Genomic DNA, 18,587 nt, shown 5'->3' on the forward strand with positions numbered 1-18,587 from the left:
GGGGGGGGCGGCGGGCGCGCCGCGCCCGGCGGGGGGCGCGGGGTGGGTGGGTGGGTGCTTGGTCGACTCGAGTCCGAGGGGGACGGCTGGTGGGGATGATTGCCGAGCGGTGGAGTCGGCCGGTGCCGGGGTGATAGGTGGGTCAGGGGGTGGGTGGGGCGGCGGGGTAGGCGAAGCTGATTTTGCGGGTGGCGGGGTCGGCGGAGATCAGGCGGACTCGTACTGCGGCGCCTTCTGGGGGTTCGCCTATGCAGGGGCCAAGTACCGGTGGGTCGGCGATGAAGATTTCCGCGGCTCGGTTGCCGTTGGCTTCGCGGACGACTACCGCGTCGAATTCGGTGCCTGCTCGTTCGGCGAGCAGCGTGGATTCGGTGAGGTCGATGCAGGAACGTTCGACCTTGTTCGCTATCGAATCGCTGCGGCGCATGCTGTCCGCCGTTTCGACCAGACCGTCCGTAACCCATTGCGGGACTTCGGTTCCCGCACAACGCGCCAGACAGATCTCGGTGCTGAATCGATCGGTGAGCCGCCGCAGCGGTGCGGTGACGTGCGCGTAGGGGGCGCGGATCGCGCTGTGCTGCAAGCTTTCCGGCGTGGCGACCTGGGCGGCCTCGTTCACCACGGTGTAGGACGCCCCGCGCAGCAGGCTGGTCGCCTCCGACATGAGCACAAGCGCGGCGGGGGTATTCGGATCCAGCCCGGCCAACATCTGCCCGACCGACAACTCCTCCGGCCACTCGACCCCCAACGCGGCCGCCGTGCGATGCATGGACGCTATCGCCGACTCGGCCGGCGGCGGCATGGTGCGCAATAATGCCGGCGCGCCCGCGTCGATCATGATCCGCGCCGCGCACATTCCGGTCAGCAGTGAAACCTGCTCGTTCCAATCGTCCGCGGCCGTCCGCGGTTCGACGATCAGCCGCCAATGCCCGTCGGAATGATCGTCGCGAACAATGCTCTGCGCAGGCAATCGGAGACCGATCGCGCCGCGCAGCAACCCCGCCTCGATGCGCCGCGTGCCGAATTCCGGCAGGGCCGCGATCGAGGGGTGCAGTCGTCCGGCGTCGGCGTCGGCCTGCACGCCCGCGTAGTCGAGCCTGGCCCGCGAACGCACCAGCGCCCGCTCGACCGAAAACCGTTGCGGCTCGGCCTTTTCGTCCAGCTCGATGGTCCACAGCGCGGCCGGCCTGGTCTGCTCGGGCAGCAGGCTCGCGGTGCCCTCCGACAGCACCGGCGGGTGCAGCGGCACGGTGCCGTCGGGTAGGTAGAAGGTTTGCCCCCGCGCGCTCGACTCCTTGGCCAGCGCGCCGTGTGGATCGATCACCGCACCGACATCGGCGATGGCGTAGTGCAGCAGAAAGCCGCTGCCGGTGCGTTCGAGATGCAGAGCCTGGTCCAGATCCATGGCCCCGGGCGGGTCGATCGTCACGAACGGGATGTCGGTGCGATCGGCCCGGTCGCCCGCGAACGCGTCGGACGCGTCGCGGGCTTCCGCGGTGGCCTCGGCGGGATACGCCGAGGCCAGGCCGAATTCGGAACGAATGGCGCCGAAATCTACCGGCGCCGAGACGATCCGCTGATGCAATTCCACGCTGGGGGTGCCAGACCTACTGCAGCGCCAGCATGGTGCCGTTCAACGAATCGAGCGGGCCGTACACGGTAAAGGTGACATGTCCGCCCGGAACCGCGGCCGACACCGCGGCCGCCGCGTCCAACGCCTCACCGAACGAAGCCGCCGAAGGGTGCGGCAGACCACCGAGAGTCTGTCCGAAACGGTTCTGGGCAACCCAGACCGTGTCAGCCGGGCTGAGGTCGACCTGCACCCCACCCGGCAGCGGCGTCACCGCTACGGCGCTGGCGGAGCCAGCGCCCATCATGGCGAAAACCGAAGCAGCCCCGGCGATCAACGCGCCGGCGACCAGTGAGCGAACAATCCGCATAGAGTTGAGACCTGCTTTCCCGCATTCGAAGTGTGAAGGGCTCGTTGCGGCCACGCAACGAGCCGTGCCAACGCGCATTACTTTATGACGTCGATCACGGTCCGGCTAGTTACCGGCAGATACGCCCGGCGAGTTCACCACCCGGACATGGCCGCGACGTGGCTGCTAACGTGGGCCGCCGTAGCGGGTCTCACACTTCGACCGCACTTTTCGAAACGTCCTGTACGTCGACAGTTGGGAGTTCCACGACTATGTCATCGATTCTGTACGACTACCTGTTGCCGCTCATCGGAGCAGACCAGGCAGCGTATTGGGCCCAGGTCTTCGTCATCGCGCCGGTCTGACCCACAAGTCTTGCGCCACAAGACGTCGCCTCCCGTTCACCGGACGGGAGGCGACTTTCGTCCGGGACCGCTAGCATCCCGCTCCGTGATCAGAACTACCGCCGCTATCGCGGCCAGCGCCACCCTCGTCGCCCTGCTGCTCACCGGCTGCGGGGACGACAAGGCAAGCAGTGCCACCCCCTCCTCCTCGGCTCCCACGGCGGCGTCCAACGGCGACGCGCAAGTTGTCGACAACGTGAAGGCGGGCGCGTTCGTCGTCAGCTTCCGCGGCGCGTTCCCGAAACTGGCCGACGGCAAGGACGACGCGAAGATCGCCACCATCCTCAGCGACACCTGCAAGGAGATCAAGGCGAACAAGTCCGAGGACGACGTCGTCAAGAGCATCGTCAAGCGGTCCTCCGGCAAGGTCGACGCCACTCCCGAGGAGGCGCGGGCCATCTACCAGATGGCCAAGATGATGTGCTGAGTCAGCGTTCCTTCAGCCACGGCAGGTAGTCGGGCAGATACTTCAGCACGTAGCCGATGGTGATCATGCTGATGATGGCGATGACGGGAATGAGCACGGACATCGGTCCGGTCCTAACGTTGAGCTACCGGTGCGGGTGGTGCGGCGCCGAAAACGGTGTCGGCGGTACCCGTATCGGTATACGCCGGCCGAGTTACGCGCGTGTTCCATTTTCCGTTGTCGGCGGCGATTCGTCCGGTGGATCGAGTTGGTGCGGCGCGGGGTTCGCAGGGTTCGATGCGGATGCGGGCCCGCTGGTTCGGGGAACCTCCGCACGCTCGGCAGGCGCGGCGATAGCCGAGGGCTCGCCCGTTCGGGGAACCGCCACACGCTCGACGGACGCGGCGACCGCTGCGGGCTCATCCGGCGCCGTGACCGCTGCGCGTTCCGCGGCGGGTGCCGACTCCTGTTGCGGCGGTGGCGGATTGGTCGCCGCCGACGGTGTCGCACGCTCGAGGAAACGCAGCAACTCCACCGGGAACGGCAGCACCAGCGTCGAATTCTTCTCCGCCGCAACCTGAACCACGGTTTCCAGCAACCGCAGCTGCAACGCGGCCGGCGATTCCGACATCTGCGCGCCCGCCTGTGCCAGCATCTGCGAGGCCTGCAACTCGCCCTCGGCGGAGATCACCCTGGCCCGGCGTTCGCGTTCGGCCTCGGCCTGACGCGACATCGAGCGTTTCAGCGAATCCGGCAGTGCCACATCCTTGATCTCCACCCGATCGATGTGCACGCCCCAGCCGAGCGCCGGACTGTCGATCATGATCTCCAGGCCCTTGTTCAGCTCCTCGCGATTGGACAGCAGACTGTCCAGGTCGCTCTTGCCGATGATCGAACGCAGCGACGTCTGCGCCACCTGCCCAACGGCGAACAGGTAGTTCTGCACCTCCACCACCGCGAGCACCGGGTCGAACACGCGGAAGTACACGACGGCGTCCACCCGCACCGTCACGTTGTCCCTGGTGATGCCCTCCTGCGCGGGCACCGGCATGGTGACGATCTGCGTCGACACCTTGCGCATCCGGTCGACGAACGGAATCAGCAGGCGCAGCCCCGGTTCCCGGGTGGAGACCACCCGGCCGAACCGGAAGATCAACCCCTTCTCGTATTGCGCGACCACCCGCGCGCTGGCGGCGGTCAGCACGCCACCGGCGATCGCGCCCACCCCCACGATGCTGCCGAGAACGGCGAGTAGGTCCATGCCTGGCCCCCAAGCGCGCCCGAATGCAGCAGAGGCGGGCGCCTGGGCGCTCCGGCCCCGCGGCTACCTCCATGATGGCACCGCGGCACCGGTTGCGGCAGAAGATCAGACTGCCACTATTTCAGTGTCAGCCGCTTGACGGCGGTGCCGCTCTCCAAGCTCTGCTGATTGTCGCCGGACACCAAAGTGCCGAACACCCGGACGGTTTCGCCCGACGCGGGAGTGAACGGCTCGGCATCCGGGATCTTGGTGGCCGTGACGGACACGGTCTGGCGTTCGGTGTCGCATATCGCCTTGGTCGTCGCGCCGATCGTCTGCTGCGCGCCCTCCCCGGTGCTGCGGACGAACACCTGCAGCGTCACCGTCTTGCCGGGCGCCTCGCACTTGTAGGTCACCGAGACCTGCACACCGCCGCCGCTCAATTCGGCGCCGGTGATGTCGACGTTGGTCGTGGGGGGCTTCGCCGGGGTGGTGGTGGTCGGCTCGGCGCCGGCCATACCGGCGCAGGCGACGGTGGCCAGGGCAGCCGCCGACGCGAGAACCCCCGCGCGACGCAGCATGGTGTGAACGTTGATGACGATCTCCTAGCAGTCGATCCCGCGGCGGCCCCGAATCGGGCACACCGCACAAAACCTCGACCGACAATGTACTGGTATCCGATGCGTCCCGGTTGTCCCAATCATCCGGCCACAGAGTGGATCTCAGCTGTTAACCCGAAGTTCGCCGGAAGCGCCCCCGGCGGGCGGACGAGTTGGCCTGTAAGCCGGATCCTGTCCCCGGTTCGCACCGGGGGGCGACCATCCATCTGGACACACCGTTGCCGGGTGCCTCGAGCGGTCCACCCGCAGGCTCGGGCGAGCAGCCCTCGAACACCTGCGCAGCCGCACCGCGAACGGTGCGACCTTTGACCTTGCTCCGGGCGGGGTTTACCTAGCCGCCCCGGTCACCCGGGGCGCTGGTGCGCTCTTACCGCACCGTTTCACCCTCACCACACGACCCGAGGGTCGTGGGCGGTCTGTTCTCTGTGGCACTGTCCCGCGGGTTGCCCCGGGTTGCCGTTAGCAACCGCCCTGCTCTGTGGAGTCCGGACTTTCCTCGGCGCCGGGCAGCGGCACAAACGTGCCCGTTCCCGATGCCGCGGTCGCCCGGCCAACTCGTCCGCCGTACCAGAGTACTGGTCGCCACCCACGCCACCAGGGTGCGACCCCCGCCAACACAGTACGGTTGGGTGCCATGGAACGTGTCGAGGTCGGCTTCCCCTCCGGAAGCGAGCAGTGCGCCGCCTGGCTCTACCGTCCGGATGGTGCGCCCAAGCCCCGTCCGCTCGTCATCATGGGGCACGGCCTAGGGGCGAATCGGGAGATGGGGCTCGACCGGTACGCGCGGCGCTTCGCCGCCGCGGGCATGGCGGTCCTGGTGTTCGACTACCGGCACTTCGGCGCGAGCCAGGGTGAGCCGCGGCAGGTGATCAAGATCGGCCGCCAGCGCGAGGACTGGCAGTCCGCCATCGCCTACGCGCGCACCATCCGCGGCATCGACGCGACCCGGATCGCGTTGTGGGGCACCTCGTTCAGCGGCGGGCACGTGCTCGCCGTCGCCCCGCACGACGACTACCTGGCCGCGGTCGTCGCGCAGGTGCCGTTCACCAGCGGCTGGTCCTGTGCGATGGCCAAGGGTCCGATCAGCATGACCAAGGTGACCGCCATCGCCGCCACCGACCTGCTGATCGGCCCGCTGCGGCGCAAGCACGTCGGCATCCGGCTGGCCGGGCGCAAACGCTCCGCCGCCCTGATGAGCGCGGCCGACGTGCCCGAGGGCAACGGCAGGCTGGCCGAGGAAAGCGAGCACTACAAGCCGAAGGTAGCGGCCCGCGTGGCCTTCTCGGCCCTGTTCGACTCCCCCGGCAAACGCGCCAAGTCCCTCAAGATGCCCGTCCTCTACGCGTTATGCGACAACGACTCCATCACCCCGATCAAGTCCGCCCTGCGCGCCGCCGAACGCACCAAGCACGCCGTCGTGAAGCGCTACCAGGCAGGCCATTTCGACATCTACTTCGACGACGTCTTCGAAAAGGCCGTCTGGGACCAAACCGAATTCCTGGTCTCCATCCTGCGCCCGTAGACGTTCCGCGCCCAGGCGGACGGAGCGTGAGCGCGGCGATCACCTATGCGGTCGGTGACGCGGGCTGCGCTGCACGAGCGCGTGTCTCGCCTCTCAGGTGGCGAAAGCGTTTTCCGTTCACCGTGTTTCGGCGAGCAGTTCGCGAATTACCGCACTCGCCCACCACTTTTCGACGCGCTCGGGGGGCCAGCCGCGTTCGCGGGTGAGTTCGGTGTAGACGTCGATGTTGCAGAGGGCGGCGTAGATGTCGAGGGCGGTTTCGAGGTCCAGGTCGGGGCGGAGCGTGTGCGGCGGCCAGGCCGCGAGCACCTGGCGGTGGGCGTCGTCGGCGCGGCGGCGCGCGTCGCGGTAGGCCTGTGCCAATTCGGGTTCCGTGCGACCGGCCTCGCGGAGCAGGACGATCACCTCGCCGGCGCGTTCGAACAGGCGGCGGTCGTAGGCGATCATCGCGGCGAGTTGGCGCGGCGGTTCGGGGGCGGCGTCGAGTTCGGTGAGCAGGCGTGCGATGTCGGCCGACAGGTCGGCGGAATCGGCCAGTGCCCAGGTGAGTCCGTTCTTGTTGCCGTAGGCGGCATAGACGGTCGGGACCGACACGCCGGCTTCGCGGGCCACATCACGCACGGTGGTCGCGGCCCAGCCCTTGGCGACGAACAGCGTGCGCGCGGCGCGGGCGATATCGGCACTGGTCTGCTGCGCCTGGGCCGTGCGGCGCAGCGAGTCGTAGCGGCGCCGGGCCGGTTCTTCGGTCACAGGGGTTCCTCTTTCGTTTTTTGCTGCTTATATTCAATATATGATAGATAAGACAGAGCGGATAACCGCCTGGTCGTTTGCCCGTATCGGCGGTCTCGCCGCCATCGGATTCGCGGTCGCCATCGTCGGCGCGAATCTGATCCTGGCACCGGCGGGCATGCCCGCGGTCGGCGCCGCCGTCGAGGAGGCGGACACCTTCTTCACCGAGAATTCCGGTCTCACCGGATTCGCCTCCGCTTTCATGCCGGTCGCCTGGATCTGCGCGATCGTGTTCGGCGCCGGCGCGGTGGCCGTGATCTGGCCGCGCGAGCGCGCCGAAGGGTCGGCCTGGTCGCTGGTCGGCTTCGCCGGCCTGCTCTTGCAAACCGGCGCCTTCGCCGTGGTCGGCGCCGCCCGCCTGGCCCTCAGCGTCACGTCCGACCACACCCCTGCGGGCACCGCCGGACTGTGGGCCGTCCACAACGCCCTGTTCTCGCTCAACGGCACCTTCCTCACCGTCGCCCTGGTCGGCCTTTCCCTCGGTGGCCTCCGCACCGGACTCATCCGCCGCTGGCACGCCACCCTCGGATTCGTCGCGGCCGCAGGCCAATTCGTCGCCGCCACCATCACTCCGCTGATCATCGACCACGCGAGTCCGCTCGCCCTGATCAGCCTGGTCAGCTGGCTGCTGTGGGTGGTGTGGATCGTCACCTACGGCATCGACCTCCTTCGGCTGCCACCCGATCGCCAACTGATCGCCGCCTGATCCCGGACACCCTTTGCGTAAGCCGCACACCCTGTTTCATGGATGTGCGGCTTACGCAAGGGGTGTGCGGGTCACCCCCGGGCCGTGCTGTGCCGGGCAGCCGGAACAGGTGTCTCGCACGATGGCCGATGACCAGTGTTTTCTGGGTGTCGGCGCGAGGATTACTTGTCGGCGCCCGCCGCTACAGTCCCCGGCTATGAACCCCGCGACTGCCGTCGTCGCCGAGATCGTCCGTGGCATCGTCCCCTTCGATGCCCTCGAACAAGACCACATCGACGAGGCCCTGGGCTGGCTGGCATCCACCGATGACGTGTACCGCCGGGTCAAACCGGCGACGCCGCCACGGCATCTGGTCGCCTACGTCGTGCTGGTGGACCCGGATGCCCGCGCGGTACTCCTCGGCCACCACCGCCTCGCCGGACTGTGGCTGCCGACCGGCGGCCACATCGACCCCGGCGAACACCCGCTCGAAGCGGCCCGCCGCGAGGCAACCGAGGAGATCGGCATCCACCCCGATTTCACCGTCACCGGCACCGACCCCTTCTTCCTCACCATCACCACCACCAACGGCGCCGACAGCCACGAAGACGTCAGCCTCTGGTACCTCATCCAAGGCACCCGAACCCACCTCTACCCCCTTGACCCCCGCGAATTCACCACCGAACGCTGGTGGGACATAGACGATTTCACCCTCCCCGACGCCGACCCTCACTTCCCCCGATTTCTGTCCAAACTGGACTCCGCCCTCCCCTGACCCCACCCCAGCGGTATCTGCCCCGTGCCTCCAAAATCGGTCGGCGTACTCAACGCAGTAGACCGGCGTTGTGGGTTGCGGCAGGATGTAGGTCGATATCGTTCGTGATGGGGGCTGATATGCGCGGGCAGTTTGCGCGGGTTTTCGGGGTTGTGCGGCTGGTTGCCGTTGTGTCGGTGATGCTGGCGGGGGCCGCTTGTGCGGGAGCTGATGATGACCCGGCAGCGGGGATGGACAAGTTCTATCGGCAGGCGTTGAAGTGGGGTTCCTGCGCGGGGTTTTCGGGTGGCGGCGAGGTGTCCGAGGCGGGGTTTCAGTGCACTCGGGTGCGGGTGCCGTTGGACTACACCAAGCCCGATGGGGATACCGCGCAGATCGCGATCTCGCGGCGTCCGGCCGATGGTGAACGGGTCGGCTCGCTGCTCACGAATCCCGGTGGCCCGGGATCCTCAGGGCTGGCGTTCGCGGCCTACTTGGCGAAAACGCCCATCGCACAACGCTTCGACCTGATCGGCATCGATGTGCGCGGACTCGGAGCGTCCACGCCGAAGGTGACCTGTTTGACGAAGCAGGAGTTCCAGGCCGAACGCAACGACCTCGACATCGATATGTCCCCCGCCGGTATCGCACAGACCGAGCAGGAGAGCCGAGACTACATCGCCAAGTGCGTCGAACGCACCGGCCTCGAAGTACTCGGCCATGTCGGAACCGCGGATGTCGCACGCGATTTCGACGTCATCCGCGCGGTGCTCGGGGATCAGAAGCTGAACTATTACGGCGGGTCCTACGGCACGCGGCTCGGCTCGACCATCGCCGAACTGTTCCCGGGTCGCATCCGCGCGATGGTCCTCGACGGCGGGGTCGACCCGGCGGCGAACATGATCGATCCGATAGGCATGTCGACCGGATTCCAGCACGCGTTCGAGGCATACGCCGCGAGTTGTGCTGCGGCGCCGGGCTGCCCGCTCGGCACCGACCCCGCACGGGCACGCACCGCATTCCGCGCGCTGATCGATCCGCTGATCGATCACCCGGCCGCCACCGCCGACCACCGCGGACTCGGCTACAACGACGCGCTGAGCGCGGTGATCAATTCGCTGTACAGCCCGCTCGCCTGGCCGGGTATCACCCAGGGACTCACCGAACTCACCCAGGGCCACGGCGACACGTTCCTGAGCATCGCCGACATCATCGCCTCACCCGAGGTGGTCGAACGGGATGTGCAGACCGCCGTGCTCTGCGGCGAGGAGATCCGGGTCACCGATCGATCCGCCGCGGCCGATCTCGACCGCCGAACCCGCGCCGCCGCACCGGTATTCGACGACGGCCGGGCGACCGGACAGGCTCCGCTCGACGTGTGCGCCTTTTGGCCGCTGCCCGTCATCTCCCAACCGCATACGCCCGACGTGACCGGGTTGCCGCCGGTGGTGGTCGTCTCCACGACCGGCGATCCCGCGACCCCGCATCAGGGCGGGATGAACCTCGCCCGCGATCTGCACGCCTCGCTGATCACCTACGAGGGCGTGCAGCACGGCGTGGTCGGCCAGGGTGTGGCGTGCGTAGACGAGCCGGTGCTCCGATATCTGACCGATCTGACCCCGCCCACGCCGGACCTGCGGTGCGCCGCCGCGGGGTGACGCGCGCCGAATACGCAAGCGAAACAGCGGCGATTTCGCTGGTAGCGCAACCGATTCCCGGAACGCGGGCACCCACCTACGGTTAGCCCCATGCAGTCACCGATCACAGGCACCGCGGCCGGCGTTCCGTTCACCGCATTGGCACCGGCAGGCGGCGGCCCCGCGCCGTTGATCATCACCTGGCACATGCTGGACGCGCCGCGCACGGACGCCGCGTTCGCCGCCGCGCTGCCGATGCACGACGTGCCCGCGTGGCGCGTGCATCTGGGCATGCCGATGTGCGGGGCGCGCATGGTCGACGGCAGCACGGACGCCGTGGTGGAGCTGGCCGCCAAGGATCCGCTGATGCTGTACCTGGCCCCGTTCGTCCGGCAGGCGACCGAGGAATTCCCGGCCGCGCTGGCATCGATTCGGGAACAGCTTCCGGTAGCCGACGGCCCGATCGGCGTACTCGGCGCCTCCCTCGGCGGCGCGGTGGCCCTGCGCGTCCTCGCCGAAACCGACATCCCCATCTTCGCCGCGGCGGTGCTGAACGCGGCCGTCCGGATGCGATCGGTCGTCGACCTGTTCCCGGGCGCGTACCCGTACGACGCCGAGTCCGAGCAGGCCGTAGACAACCTGGACTTCGTCGCGAAAGCAGGTGCGATCGCCGGCCGCGCGCCCCTGCTGGTCATCAGCGGCGAACTGGATCACCCGGCCCTGCGCACCGACGCCGCCGATCTCGTCGCCGCGGTAGGCGACGGCGCCGAACTGCTGACCATTCCCGGCCTGGCACACCCGCTCGCGGACGAACCAGGCCTGGAGCCCGCACCCCAGTCACCACATGCCCGCGCGGCAGACGCCGAACTCAGCGCGTGGTTCCGCCGTCAGCTTGCCGAGCCGAGCGGGTAGCCGCCGACGTGTAGTCAGCGGCGGCGCAGTAGTCGCCACGCCACGCACGCTCCCAGAGCGGCGAGCGCGGCGGCGGGTACTGGCCGACTTCGTGCTGCGGCGACCAGTGAACCCAGTTGTCCTGCAACGGATTCCGACGGTTCGGTGGCGGCGCGGGTATTCGCTGCCACCTCATCGGTTCGTTCGACGGCCTGCCGGATCGACTCAGCGGCCTTTTCCCTTGCCGCTGCGGTTTTTTCGTCGATCGTTCGCTGTTCCTCAGCGCTCGCCGCGGCCCCGTTCCGGGATGCTTCAGCGGCTTCGGCCTCCGCTCGCCGGGCTACTTCGGCCGCCTTCTCCTCGGCGATCCGGCGCATTTCCGCGGCCTTTTCCTCCGCTCGATGTTCGGCGTCGGTCGCTTTCTCCCTGGCAGCGTCGACTACCTCGTGGAATCTGTCGCGCTCGGGATGTTCTGTCCGACTCATCCTTTCCTCCTGTCCGCTCTGGCGTCGCCAGCCGCTGTCGCAGGCCTGTCTTCATCTGCACCACTGTGCTTTTCGGCTTCCTCGTCGGACATCCAACGGGTGTCGCGCGGCGGCAGGAACGGCTCCTCGTCGGCCGGCCAGCCCTGTTCGATGCGCCGCCCGCGAGCGAGTTCGGCGTCGAATTCCGCGCCGAGCAGGACCGCGACGTTGGAGATCCACAGCCACACCAGGAAGACGGCGACGCCGCCGAGCGATCCGTAAACCTTGTTGTAGGAGCCGAAATTGGCGACGTAGACGGCGAATCCGGCGGACGCGACGATCCACAGCAGCACGGCGAGCACACTGCCGGGGCTCAGCCAGCGGAAACCGGGCTGCTGTGCGTTCGGCGCGGCCCAGTACAGCAGCGCGAACGCCAAACTGACCAGCACCGCGAGCACCGGCCATTTCGCGATGTCCCACACCAGCACTCCGGCCGACCCGACACCGATCCACCGGCCGAGCCGCTCGGCGATCGAGCCCGTCGCCACCACACCGATGGCGCACAACGCGAGCAGCACCACCATGGTCGCGGTCAGGCCGACGCGCACCGGGACGGTCTTCCAGATCGGCCGCCCCTCTTCGATGTCGTAGATGGCGTTGGCGGCCCGCATGAATGCGCCGATGTATCCCGAGGCGGTCCACAGCGCGGTGCAGAGACCGATGATCGCGAACGGCCCGGCCAGTTGCGGCGATCCGCGCAGCTGGTCGATCGCGTCGACGAGAAACGCTGTGCCGCTGCCGGGTCCGATCTCCCGGATGGTGTCGACCAGCGACTGGGTGGCGGACGAGCCGAGCGCCCCCAGTATCGCGGTGAGCACGATGAGCCCGGGGAAAATCGACAGCACGCTGTAATAGGTAAGTGCCGCAGCCCAATCCATGAGGTTGTCGTCGAGGAACTCGGTGACGGTCCGCCGCAGGACACCCCACCAGGACCGCCAGCGCAGCACCGACGGCCCCTTCGACCAATCGACGAAGCGGTGTACGCGCCACGCCGCGGCCTGCTTCGACATGCCCGTCACCTCCCGGTCGGGAAGCGGATACCCGGGTGCCGGACAGGCAAACTCGCCGCGCTACAGGTGGTGCACCATCTCGTATTCCAGTCCGGGCTCGCCCGGCCGGACGAACCCGCTCACCCCGGTGCGCACGAATCCGTGCCGCAGATAAAGCCGTTCGGCCACGGTGTTCCCGTCGGCGACCTCCAGCCGGACCACCGTGTGCCCGCCTGCCGCGGCCCAGTCGAGGACCGCGCGCACCAGCAGGTCCGACACCCCGGTGCCACGCGCCTCCGGCGCGACCCACATCGAAATCAGGTGCACGCCATCACGTTCGAAATCCGGCATGCCCGCGACGGTGCCGAGCTCGGCTCCCCCGGCAGTGGCCAAGAACTGCGCCCGATCGTTCAGCGCCGCCCGCCAATCCGCCTCGGTGCGGGCCTGCGCCTCGGCCAGCGTGGACCCGAAGAACTGCGGGGTGTCGGCCAGCGCCCGTAACCGGACCCGCCGGAACACTTCCCACTCGTCGGCGGTCAACAGCCGAAGGTCGATCGTCGAGATGGTCACCCAATTGTTCTACTTGCCGGTCGACAGCCAGCGCAAACGGTTTTGACGAGGGCAAAATCGGCCCATCATCATTCGGGCGGCGGTCGACCACCCCACGCGAAACGTCCTGAATGCCCGACCCCGACGTCGAAAGGACCGAGCGGATGAACGTCGAATCGTCTCCCCACGCCGGCAACCCGTATCGCGATAGTCGAAGCCGCACGGACCGATGCGCGAGCGGAGTCAGCGATCGAGCGGGCGGAGACCACCGGCGGCTCGAAGCCGCGAGAGCTGGTCAGTACCCGGCCCGGCGCACTCCGATGAACTCGACCGTGGCGAAGGTGTCGACCACTGCCGCGCCGCTGAGCAGGAACACGACGCCGAGACCGGTCAGGTCGATCAGTCCGGACAGCGTCAGCACGACCATTCCGACCGCTGACAGCGCGTTCACCGCGACGACCGCGCAGGCCTGTCCAAACGGGATCTCCGGCGAACCCGCGATAAGCAGTAAGGCGAGCGCCCCACCCAGCATGGCGACGCCGAACGGGATCGACCAGGCCGTAGGGAGGCCGAGCGGTGCACGCAGGACCGCCGCACCGGCCAGCATGATGACGCCGAAGGCACCGGTGCTCCAGCCGTCGACGCGCAGCGCGGTGCGGAGGAAATCGGTGCTCGGCGCGGGCGGGGAAGTCGTGCTCATGTCCAGCTCCTGGTCTCGAGTCGGCGGGGCCGATGGGCTCCCGCCCCCCCACCTTGCCGACGTGCGGTGAGCGTCTCAATAACCTCGGAGGTCATGGCCGCGCGACGCATCCGACGACTAGCCTGCTCAGGTGGCACAACCTCGACTGGAAACCCGTTCACGGGCCGGCCGGCTGCTGCGCGAGTGGCGGCAGCGGCGCAGGCTCAGCCAGCTCGACCTGGCCTTGCTGGCGGATACCTCGGCCCGGCATCTGTCCTACGTGGAGACCGGCCGCGCCACACCGAGCCGCGCGATGGTGCTCCGCCTGTGCGAAGCGCTGGAAGTCCCACTGCGCGAACGCAATACGGTCCTGCTGGCCGCGAACTTCGCTCCGGCCTACCGGGAGAGCAGCCTCGACGACGCGAACCTGGCCTCGGTGCGCGGCGCGTTGACGACGATGCTGACCGCGCACGAGCCATACCCGGCGGTGATCATCGACCGACTGTGGAATGTGGTCACGGGCAATGCGGCGATGGGCGTGCTGATGCACGGCGTCCCGGAGCATCTGCTGCTGCCGCAACCGAATGTGTATCGGCTGGTGCTGCATCCGGACGGACTGGCCTCGCGACTGGCGAATCCGAACCAGGTCCGAGAGTTGTTTCTGGAGCGGCTGGTCCGGCAGGTCAGCGCGAGCGGTGACCCGGAGCTGACGGCGCTCTACGACGAGGTGAGCCGCTATCCGCTACCACCCGATCCCCCGGAGCAGCCGAAAACCGAAGCCGCGCAAACCAGCCCGTTCGAGGTCCCGATCCGCATCCGCACCCCCGTCGGCGAGATGTCGATGTTCAGCACGATGGCCACGTTCGGCGCACCCGCCGACGTCACCCTCTCCGAGCTGGCGATCGAATTGTTCTACCCCCTGGACGAATTCACCGCGGCCGCCCTGCGTGAGCTGGCGGCCGCGGCGAATCCCCGATCCGATTAGATGGGCTGGAAGCCGGCCCCGACTCCACCCTGCGCGTTGATCGCGGCGAGGATCACCACGATCGGCTGGAAGAACGCGGGCGAGTGCAGCGGGTTGGCGGCCGTGGTGCACGGCACGTCGAAGCCGATCGGCCCGATGCCGGTGAGCCGCCCCTGGTTCATTCCGACCAGCCGATCGCCGACGACCACCGGACCACCGGAATCGCCTGGCTTCGAGCAGTATTGGTTGATACTGGTGCCCTCGAGCTCACCCCACACCACGCCGCAGTCGGTGCCGGTGGTGCGGCCGCTGGAGCACACGGTGGCGCCGGCGCCGGGAGCGTCGGCGACGCCCGCGATGGTGGTCGGGCCTACGGTACGCACCGGGGTGATCTTCGCCGGATCGAGTTCCAGCACCGCGTAGTCCAGGGTGTTGCCGTCATCGGAGAAGGCGACCTTGCCAAGCACCCCGGCCTCCGGCGTGCGCTCGGACACCAGCCTGGAGCCGGTCGGCGCGCAGTGACCTGCGGTAATGCCGACGAGCCTGCCCGCGCTGTCGTGACCGATCGTGGTCAGCGAGCACACGGAGTCGTTCTCGAACGCGATGCCGGAGCTGCCGCCGAGCACGGCGGTCGGCGCCGCCGACGCGGTGCCCGCCGCGCCTACGACCACGGACGCGATGGCCGCCGTAGCGAGCGCCATCGACCTGAATCTTGTTGTCACTTCTCTCCTTTTCGAAAAAGCGAGCACGGCGCTAGCCGCCTTTGCTCGCCAGGACCGGGGAGGGAACCGCCCCCGACACACTCTGCGGTCGCCGGATCAGCAAGCGAATTCGCCTGCGCAGAGGAATTTCATCGACGCTGGTTATCCACTGGCTAACTCAGCATTGACCTGCGGCGGGCGGGTCCGCAACAGACCTGTGCGCTGCGCCACAATCGATCCCCGAGTGAGACCCGAGCCACACGATGGCAGATCGGCTCTGAAAAATGTTCGCCCGAACTGACTTTCACTCTCACCCAACCCCAGCTGCGGCCGAATTGCCCGACCGACGAGACTCAACTGTTATACGCTGCGCAACCGCCGCACCGCGAATCAAAACGGAAATCACCAGGCCGGCCGGAGCTCGCGCGGCACGACCGGGTCATCCTCGGCTGAGGCTCGCACAACCGAATGACCATTGCCGAGCATGCGGCGACGGGCAGGTGAACACCAATGGTCGAGCGCACGCCATGCGCCGAATATATTGGGACAATGGGCAATTCGCCCAGTGACTACAGGTAGGAGGTGTCGTTCGCCAGGCGCACCGACGAGCCGCCGTCCGGATAGAACTCCGCGATCGACAGCGAGGCCAGATCCAGATGCAGCCGGTACAGCAGCGAGGGCCCGACCCCGAGCGCCAGTTGCAACAGCGTCTTGATCGGCGTCACGTGGCTGACCACCACCAGGTTCGCGCCCGGATACAACCCGACCAGGTCGCGCCGGACCGCGTCCACCCGCTCGCGGACCTGGTCGAAGCTCTCCCCGCCCGGCGCGGGCAGCGACGGATCACCCAGCCAGCGACCGTGCAGTTCCGGATCACGCTCGGCGGCCTCGAGGAAGCTGAGGCCCTCCCAGTCGCCGAAGTCGGTCTCGATCAGGCCGTCCAGCACGGTGAGCGGCGCGCCGAGCGCGGTCGCCGCGGCCTCGGCGGTGTCGCGCGCCCGGCTCAGGGGCGAGGTCAGCACGGCGGTGATATCGCCCTTGGCGGCGAGCATTTTCGCGGCACGCGCGGCCTGCTCGCGGCCTAGTTCGGTCAGCGGCGGATTGCCGCGGCCCGAATAGCGGCGCTGCACAGACAGTTCGGTCTGACCGTGGCGCAGGAGCAGCAGCCGGGTCGGACGACCGGTGGCGCCGGTCCAGCCGGGCGCGGGTTGCGCGGCAACGGCCGAGACGACCGGATCCGCTGCGGGCGCGGGCTTTTCGGCCTCGCGGGCGGTGCGCACCTCGTCGACCAGGGTGCCGTCGTCCATCGCCTCGTTCGCGAGACGATCGGCATGCGAGTTCTCGGCGCGCGGAATCCAGGTGAAACTCACGCGTTCGAACCCGGCGACGAGCCGGCGGGCCCGATCGGCGAGCGGAACCATGGCCGCGTGCTTGACCTTCCAGCGGCCGGACATCTGCTCGACGACCAGCTTGGAATCCATCCGCACCGCGACGATCTCGGCGCCGAGTTCGGCCGCCGCCTCCAAACCGGCGATGAGGCCACGGTATTCGGCGACATTGTTGGTCGCGATGCCGATGTACTCGCGCCGTTCCGCGAGCACCCGCACGTGGTCGGCGGCGAAGACGACGGAACCGTAGCCCGCCGGTCCCGGATTGCCGCGCGAACCGCCGTCGGCCTCGACGATCACCTCGCGTTCGGTCACCGCAGGGCCCGCCCCGCGTGGGCGATCACAGCCCCGATTCCTTGGTGCGCACGAGGATCGCCCCGCACTCCGGGCAGCGCACGATCAGCTCGGGAGCGGCCTTCGCGATCCTGGCGATCTCGCCGCGGTCCAGCTCGATCCGGCACGCGCCACACCGGCGGGCCTGCAACAGCGCCGCGCCGACCCCGTGCTGGGCGCGCTGCCGGTCGTAGATCGCCAGCAGGTCGTCCGGGAACAGCGAGATCAGCTTGGACCGGTCGGCGTCGCAGCGGCCCTGCGCCACCTCGAGATCGGCGAGGGCCTCGTTCCGCTGGGTCAGCGCGTCGGCGAGCTCCTGCTCGGTCTTGTCCAGCCGGGCGCCCGCGTGCTGGTAGTCGTCGGCCGAGGCCTCCCGCTTCTCCATCACCTCGAGCAGCTCGTCCTCGAGCACCGAGCGCCTGCGCTCCAGGCTGCCGAGTTCGTGCTGGATCTCCGAAAGCTGTTTGGCGTTCACCGATCCGGCGGTCAGCATGCCCTTGTCGCGCTCCTCGCGCTTACGGACGGCGTCGACCTCGCCTTCCAGCTTGCGGATGTCGCGATCGAGGTCGTCCAGCATGATCTGCACGGCGACGGCGGCATCCTTGTGCGCGTTGCGCTCGGCCTCCAGCCGGGCCACCTCCTGCTGTTCGGGCAGCACGGTGCGGCGGTGCGCGATCCGCGTCAGCTCGGCGTCGACAGCGGCGAGCTGAAGCAGCTTGGCCTGGATCGGTGGGTCAACATTCAACGCGGACAAACTCCTGGACGCTGTGGATGGGTCGGTGTTCAACCGTACCCCGCCGACCCCGCGCCGCTGACCGACGCCGCACCGTTCGGTGCGGGCGGGGCGGTTGCCCGGGCGTGGCCGCGGTCCCGGGCAATATCGCGGCTACGCGTGCGGCCCGGTTACGCGGGCGCGCGGGTCTTGATCGCGTCCCTGGAGACGAAGACGTCGTATTCACCGGGGACGGCGATCACCGCGTTGCCGTAGGCGGAGCGCACGAACGGCTCGGTCCACCAGCGACCCTCCCGCATGTCGTTGAAGAAGTCCTGGTCGCCGTCGTTGAGGAAGATCTGGTGCTGCGTAGGCGAGACGCCGTCGAGACGCTGGCCGTACAGCCTGCTGATCTTGTAACCGGAGTGGAAGCCGAGCGCGTTCACCCAGGGTTCCAGCTCGACGATGCCCGACTGCAACACCCACATGTCGCCCTCGACCTGATACTTCAGGTGCTGGTCGTCGTGCTTGTCGTCGCCGTAGAGGGTGAGGTCGACGTCGAGCAGGTGCTCCTGCCCCGGCACCTGTTTGGCCACCACGTGCGCCGCCTTGATTTCACCGGTCAGTCCGAGATAGGTCTGCAACAGCGTGGCCAGCCACAGCAGCAGCACCGCGACCAGCAGCAGCACCAGTCCGCTGCCGCCGCGCGCGACCAGCGCCCGCATGCCGACCCGGCGCGCCCGCAGCAGGCCGGACACGAGCAGCGCGACGCCGACCAGCAGGATCAGGATCAATCCGACCTGAACAATGCCGAAGTTCACCGGGAAATTCATGCGGTAGTTGTACCCCCGGAACAGCGGTCGACTCGCGGAAACCGCCCT

19 protein-coding genes, 1 other RNA gene and 1 pseudogene are annotated in these 18,587 nt (G+C 68.3%); 7 read left to right on the plus strand and 14 right to left on the minus strand.

Annotated features, from left to right (window positions below; all coding sequences use genetic code 11):
• Nucleotides 1-142 precede the first annotated feature (142 nt).
• Both ACFQ9K_RS35450 and ACFQ9K_RS35455 read right to left on the minus strand, forming a co-directional pair.
• Entirely contained in the window at nucleotides 143-1,591 is a 1,449-nt protein-coding gene (locus ACFQ9K_RS35450; RefSeq protein ID WP_378984170.1) for an RNB domain-containing ribonuclease, read from the minus strand.
• Between the two features lie 16 nt (nucleotides 1,592-1,607).
• Nucleotides 1,608-1,994, minus strand: coding sequence for a hypothetical protein (locus ACFQ9K_RS35455; protein ID WP_378722520.1), 387 nt, complete (start codon nucleotides 1,992-1,994; stop codon nucleotides 1,608-1,610).
• Nucleotides 1,995-2,369: 375 nt separating this feature from the next.
• Here ACFQ9K_RS35455 and ACFQ9K_RS35460 point away from each other — a divergent pair, with 375 nt between their 5' ends.
• Nucleotides 2,370-2,750, plus strand: coding sequence for a hypothetical protein (locus tag ACFQ9K_RS35460; protein ID WP_378722519.1), 381 nt, complete (start codon nucleotides 2,370-2,372; stop codon nucleotides 2,748-2,750).
• A gap of 388 nt (nucleotides 2,751-3,138) precedes the next feature.
• Here ACFQ9K_RS35460 and ACFQ9K_RS35465 read toward each other — a convergent pair.
• The 3 genes and pseudogenes from ACFQ9K_RS35465 to rnpB form a co-directional block, all read right to left on the minus strand.
• A pseudogene (locus tag ACFQ9K_RS35465) lies at nucleotides 3,139-3,990 on the minus strand (slipin family protein); the annotation flags it as partial.
• 116 nt (nucleotides 3,991-4,106) lie between these two features.
• Nucleotides 4,107-4,550 carry a hypothetical protein gene (locus ACFQ9K_RS35470; protein ID WP_378722518.1) on the minus strand — a complete coding sequence of 148 codons (444 nt, stop codon included), beginning with the start codon at nucleotides 4,548-4,550 and terminating at the stop codon, nucleotides 4,107-4,109.
• Between the two features lie 183 nt (nucleotides 4,551-4,733).
• An RNA gene (gene rnpB / locus ACFQ9K_RS35475) (RNase P RNA component class A) lies at nucleotides 4,734-5,147 on the minus strand.
• Between the two features lie 76 nt (nucleotides 5,148-5,223).
• Between rnpB and ACFQ9K_RS35480 the strand changes: the two genes are divergently transcribed.
• Nucleotides 5,224-6,111, plus strand: coding sequence for an alpha/beta hydrolase (locus ACFQ9K_RS35480; protein WP_378722517.1), 888 nt, complete (start codon nucleotides 5,224-5,226; stop codon nucleotides 6,109-6,111).
• Between the two features lie 117 nt (nucleotides 6,112-6,228).
• On the opposite strand, the gene ACFQ9K_RS35485 is transcribed toward ACFQ9K_RS35480, so the two are convergent.
• Nucleotides 6,229-6,861: a TetR/AcrR family transcriptional regulator gene (locus ACFQ9K_RS35485; protein WP_378722516.1), complete on the minus strand. Its 633-nt coding sequence runs from the start codon at nucleotides 6,859-6,861 to the stop codon at nucleotides 6,229-6,231.
• 40 nt (nucleotides 6,862-6,901) lie between these two features.
• On the opposite strand from ACFQ9K_RS35485, the gene ACFQ9K_RS35490 reads away from it, so the two are divergent.
• From ACFQ9K_RS35490 to ACFQ9K_RS35505, 4 genes are all read left to right on the plus strand, one after another.
• Nucleotides 6,902-7,606: a hypothetical protein gene (locus tag ACFQ9K_RS35490; RefSeq protein WP_378722515.1), complete on the plus strand. Its 705-nt coding sequence runs from the start codon at nucleotides 6,902-6,904 to the stop codon at nucleotides 7,604-7,606.
• A gap of 196 nt (nucleotides 7,607-7,802) precedes the next feature.
• Nucleotides 7,803-8,360: an NUDIX hydrolase gene (locus tag ACFQ9K_RS35495; RefSeq protein ID WP_378722514.1), complete on the plus strand. Its 558-nt coding sequence runs from the start codon at nucleotides 7,803-7,805 to the stop codon at nucleotides 8,358-8,360.
• 230 nt (nucleotides 8,361-8,590) lie between these two features.
• Complete coding sequence (locus ACFQ9K_RS35500) at nucleotides 8,591-9,997, plus strand: alpha/beta hydrolase (protein WP_378722512.1); 1,407 nt, start codon at nucleotides 8,591-8,593, stop codon at nucleotides 9,995-9,997.
• A gap of 90 nt (nucleotides 9,998-10,087) precedes the next feature.
• The gene (locus ACFQ9K_RS35505; RefSeq protein WP_378722511.1) at nucleotides 10,088-10,888 is read left to right on the plus strand and encodes an alpha/beta hydrolase family protein; all 801 of its coding nucleotides are present in this window, start codon (nucleotides 10,088-10,090) and stop codon (nucleotides 10,886-10,888) included.
• Nucleotides 10,889-10,902: 14 nt separating this feature from the next.
• Here the strand turns inward: ACFQ9K_RS35505 and ACFQ9K_RS35510 are convergent, their stop codons facing one another.
• From ACFQ9K_RS35510 to ACFQ9K_RS35525, 4 genes are all read right to left on the minus strand, one after another.
• Nucleotides 10,903-11,352: a hypothetical protein gene (locus tag ACFQ9K_RS35510; protein ID WP_378722509.1), complete on the minus strand. Its 450-nt coding sequence runs from the start codon at nucleotides 11,350-11,352 to the stop codon at nucleotides 10,903-10,905.
• Nucleotides 11,349-12,401, minus strand: coding sequence for a YihY/virulence factor BrkB family protein (locus tag ACFQ9K_RS35515; protein WP_378722508.1), 1,053 nt, complete (start codon nucleotides 12,399-12,401; stop codon nucleotides 11,349-11,351). The genes ACFQ9K_RS35510 and ACFQ9K_RS35515 overlap by 4 nt, the downstream gene beginning before the upstream one ends.
• A 60-nt stretch (nucleotides 12,402-12,461) precedes the next feature.
• Nucleotides 12,462-12,950: a GNAT family N-acetyltransferase gene (locus ACFQ9K_RS35520; RefSeq protein ID WP_378722507.1), complete on the minus strand. Its 489-nt coding sequence runs from the start codon at nucleotides 12,948-12,950 to the stop codon at nucleotides 12,462-12,464.
• A 274-nt stretch (nucleotides 12,951-13,224) separates the two neighbouring features.
• A complete protein-coding gene (locus tag ACFQ9K_RS35525) occupies nucleotides 13,225-13,629 on the minus strand; it encodes a hypothetical protein (RefSeq protein ID WP_378722506.1) in 405 nt (134 codons plus the stop codon).
• Between the two features lie 130 nt (nucleotides 13,630-13,759).
• Between ACFQ9K_RS35525 and ACFQ9K_RS35530 the strand changes: the two genes are divergently transcribed.
• A complete protein-coding gene (locus ACFQ9K_RS35530) occupies nucleotides 13,760-14,593 on the plus strand; it encodes a helix-turn-helix domain-containing protein (protein ID WP_378722505.1) in 834 nt (277 codons plus the stop codon).
• Here the strand turns inward: ACFQ9K_RS35530 and ACFQ9K_RS35535 are convergent.
• The 4 genes from ACFQ9K_RS35535 to ACFQ9K_RS35550 form a co-directional block, all read right to left on the minus strand.
• Nucleotides 14,590-15,273 (minus strand): S1 family peptidase, encoded by a 684-nt coding sequence (locus ACFQ9K_RS35535; protein WP_378722504.1) that lies wholly within the window; start codon nucleotides 15,271-15,273, stop codon nucleotides 14,590-14,592. The two genes, ACFQ9K_RS35530 and ACFQ9K_RS35535, sit on opposite strands and share 4 nt — an antisense overlap.
• Nucleotides 15,274-15,842: 569 nt before the next feature.
• A complete protein-coding gene (locus tag ACFQ9K_RS35540; protein WP_378722503.1) occupies nucleotides 15,843-16,976 on the minus strand; it encodes a bifunctional RNase H/acid phosphatase in 1,134 nt (377 codons plus the stop codon).
• A gap of 25 nt (nucleotides 16,977-17,001) precedes the next feature.
• Entirely contained in the window at nucleotides 17,002-17,739 is a 738-nt protein-coding gene (locus tag ACFQ9K_RS35545; protein WP_378722501.1) for a zinc ribbon domain-containing protein, read from the minus strand.
• Nucleotides 17,740-17,897: 158 nt separating this feature from the next.
• The gene (locus ACFQ9K_RS35550; protein ID WP_378722500.1) at nucleotides 17,898-18,539 is read right to left on the minus strand and encodes a hypothetical protein; all 642 of its coding nucleotides are present in this window, start codon (nucleotides 18,537-18,539) and stop codon (nucleotides 17,898-17,900) included.
• Nucleotides 18,540-18,587: the final 48 nt, after the last annotated feature.

Source organism: Nocardia sp. NPDC056564 (genome assembly GCF_042793755.1).
Classification (GTDB): domain Bacteria; phylum Actinomycetota; class Actinomycetes; order Mycobacteriales; family Mycobacteriaceae; genus Nocardia.

Coding starts and splice junctions, on each gene's coding strand:
- ACFQ9K_RS35470 (WP_378722518.1), bottom strand. CDS start 4,550: ATGCTGCGTCGCGCGGGGGTTCTCGCGTCGGCGGCTGCCCTGGCCACC.
- ACFQ9K_RS35480 (WP_378722517.1), top strand. CDS start 5,224: ATGGAACGTGTCGAGGTCGGCTTCCCCTCCGGAAGCGAGCAGTGCGCC.
- ACFQ9K_RS35490 (WP_378722515.1), top strand. CDS start 6,902: ATGATAGATAAGACAGAGCGGATAACCGCCTGGTCGTTTGCCCGTATC.
- ACFQ9K_RS35495 (WP_378722514.1), top strand. CDS start 7,803: ATGAACCCCGCGACTGCCGTCGTCGCCGAGATCGTCCGTGGCATCGTC.
- ACFQ9K_RS35500 (WP_378722512.1), top strand. CDS start 8,591: ATGGACAAGTTCTATCGGCAGGCGTTGAAGTGGGGTTCCTGCGCGGGG.
- ACFQ9K_RS35505 (WP_378722511.1), top strand. CDS start 10,088: ATGCAGTCACCGATCACAGGCACCGCGGCCGGCGTTCCGTTCACCGCA.
- ACFQ9K_RS35510 (WP_378722509.1), bottom strand. CDS start 11,352: ATGAGTCGGACAGAACATCCCGAGCGCGACAGATTCCACGAGGTAGTC.
- ACFQ9K_RS35515 (WP_378722508.1), bottom strand. CDS start 12,401: ATGTCGAAGCAGGCCGCGGCGTGGCGCGTACACCGCTTCGTCGATTGG.
- ACFQ9K_RS35525 (WP_378722506.1), bottom strand. CDS start 13,629: ATGAGCACGACTTCCCCGCCCGCGCCGAGCACCGATTTCCTCCGCACC.
- ACFQ9K_RS35535 (WP_378722504.1), bottom strand. CDS start 15,273: ATGGCGCTCGCTACGGCGGCCATCGCGTCCGTGGTCGTAGGCGCGGCG.
- ACFQ9K_RS35550 (WP_378722500.1), bottom strand. CDS start 18,539: ATGAATTTCCCGGTGAACTTCGGCATTGTTCAGGTCGGATTGATCCTG.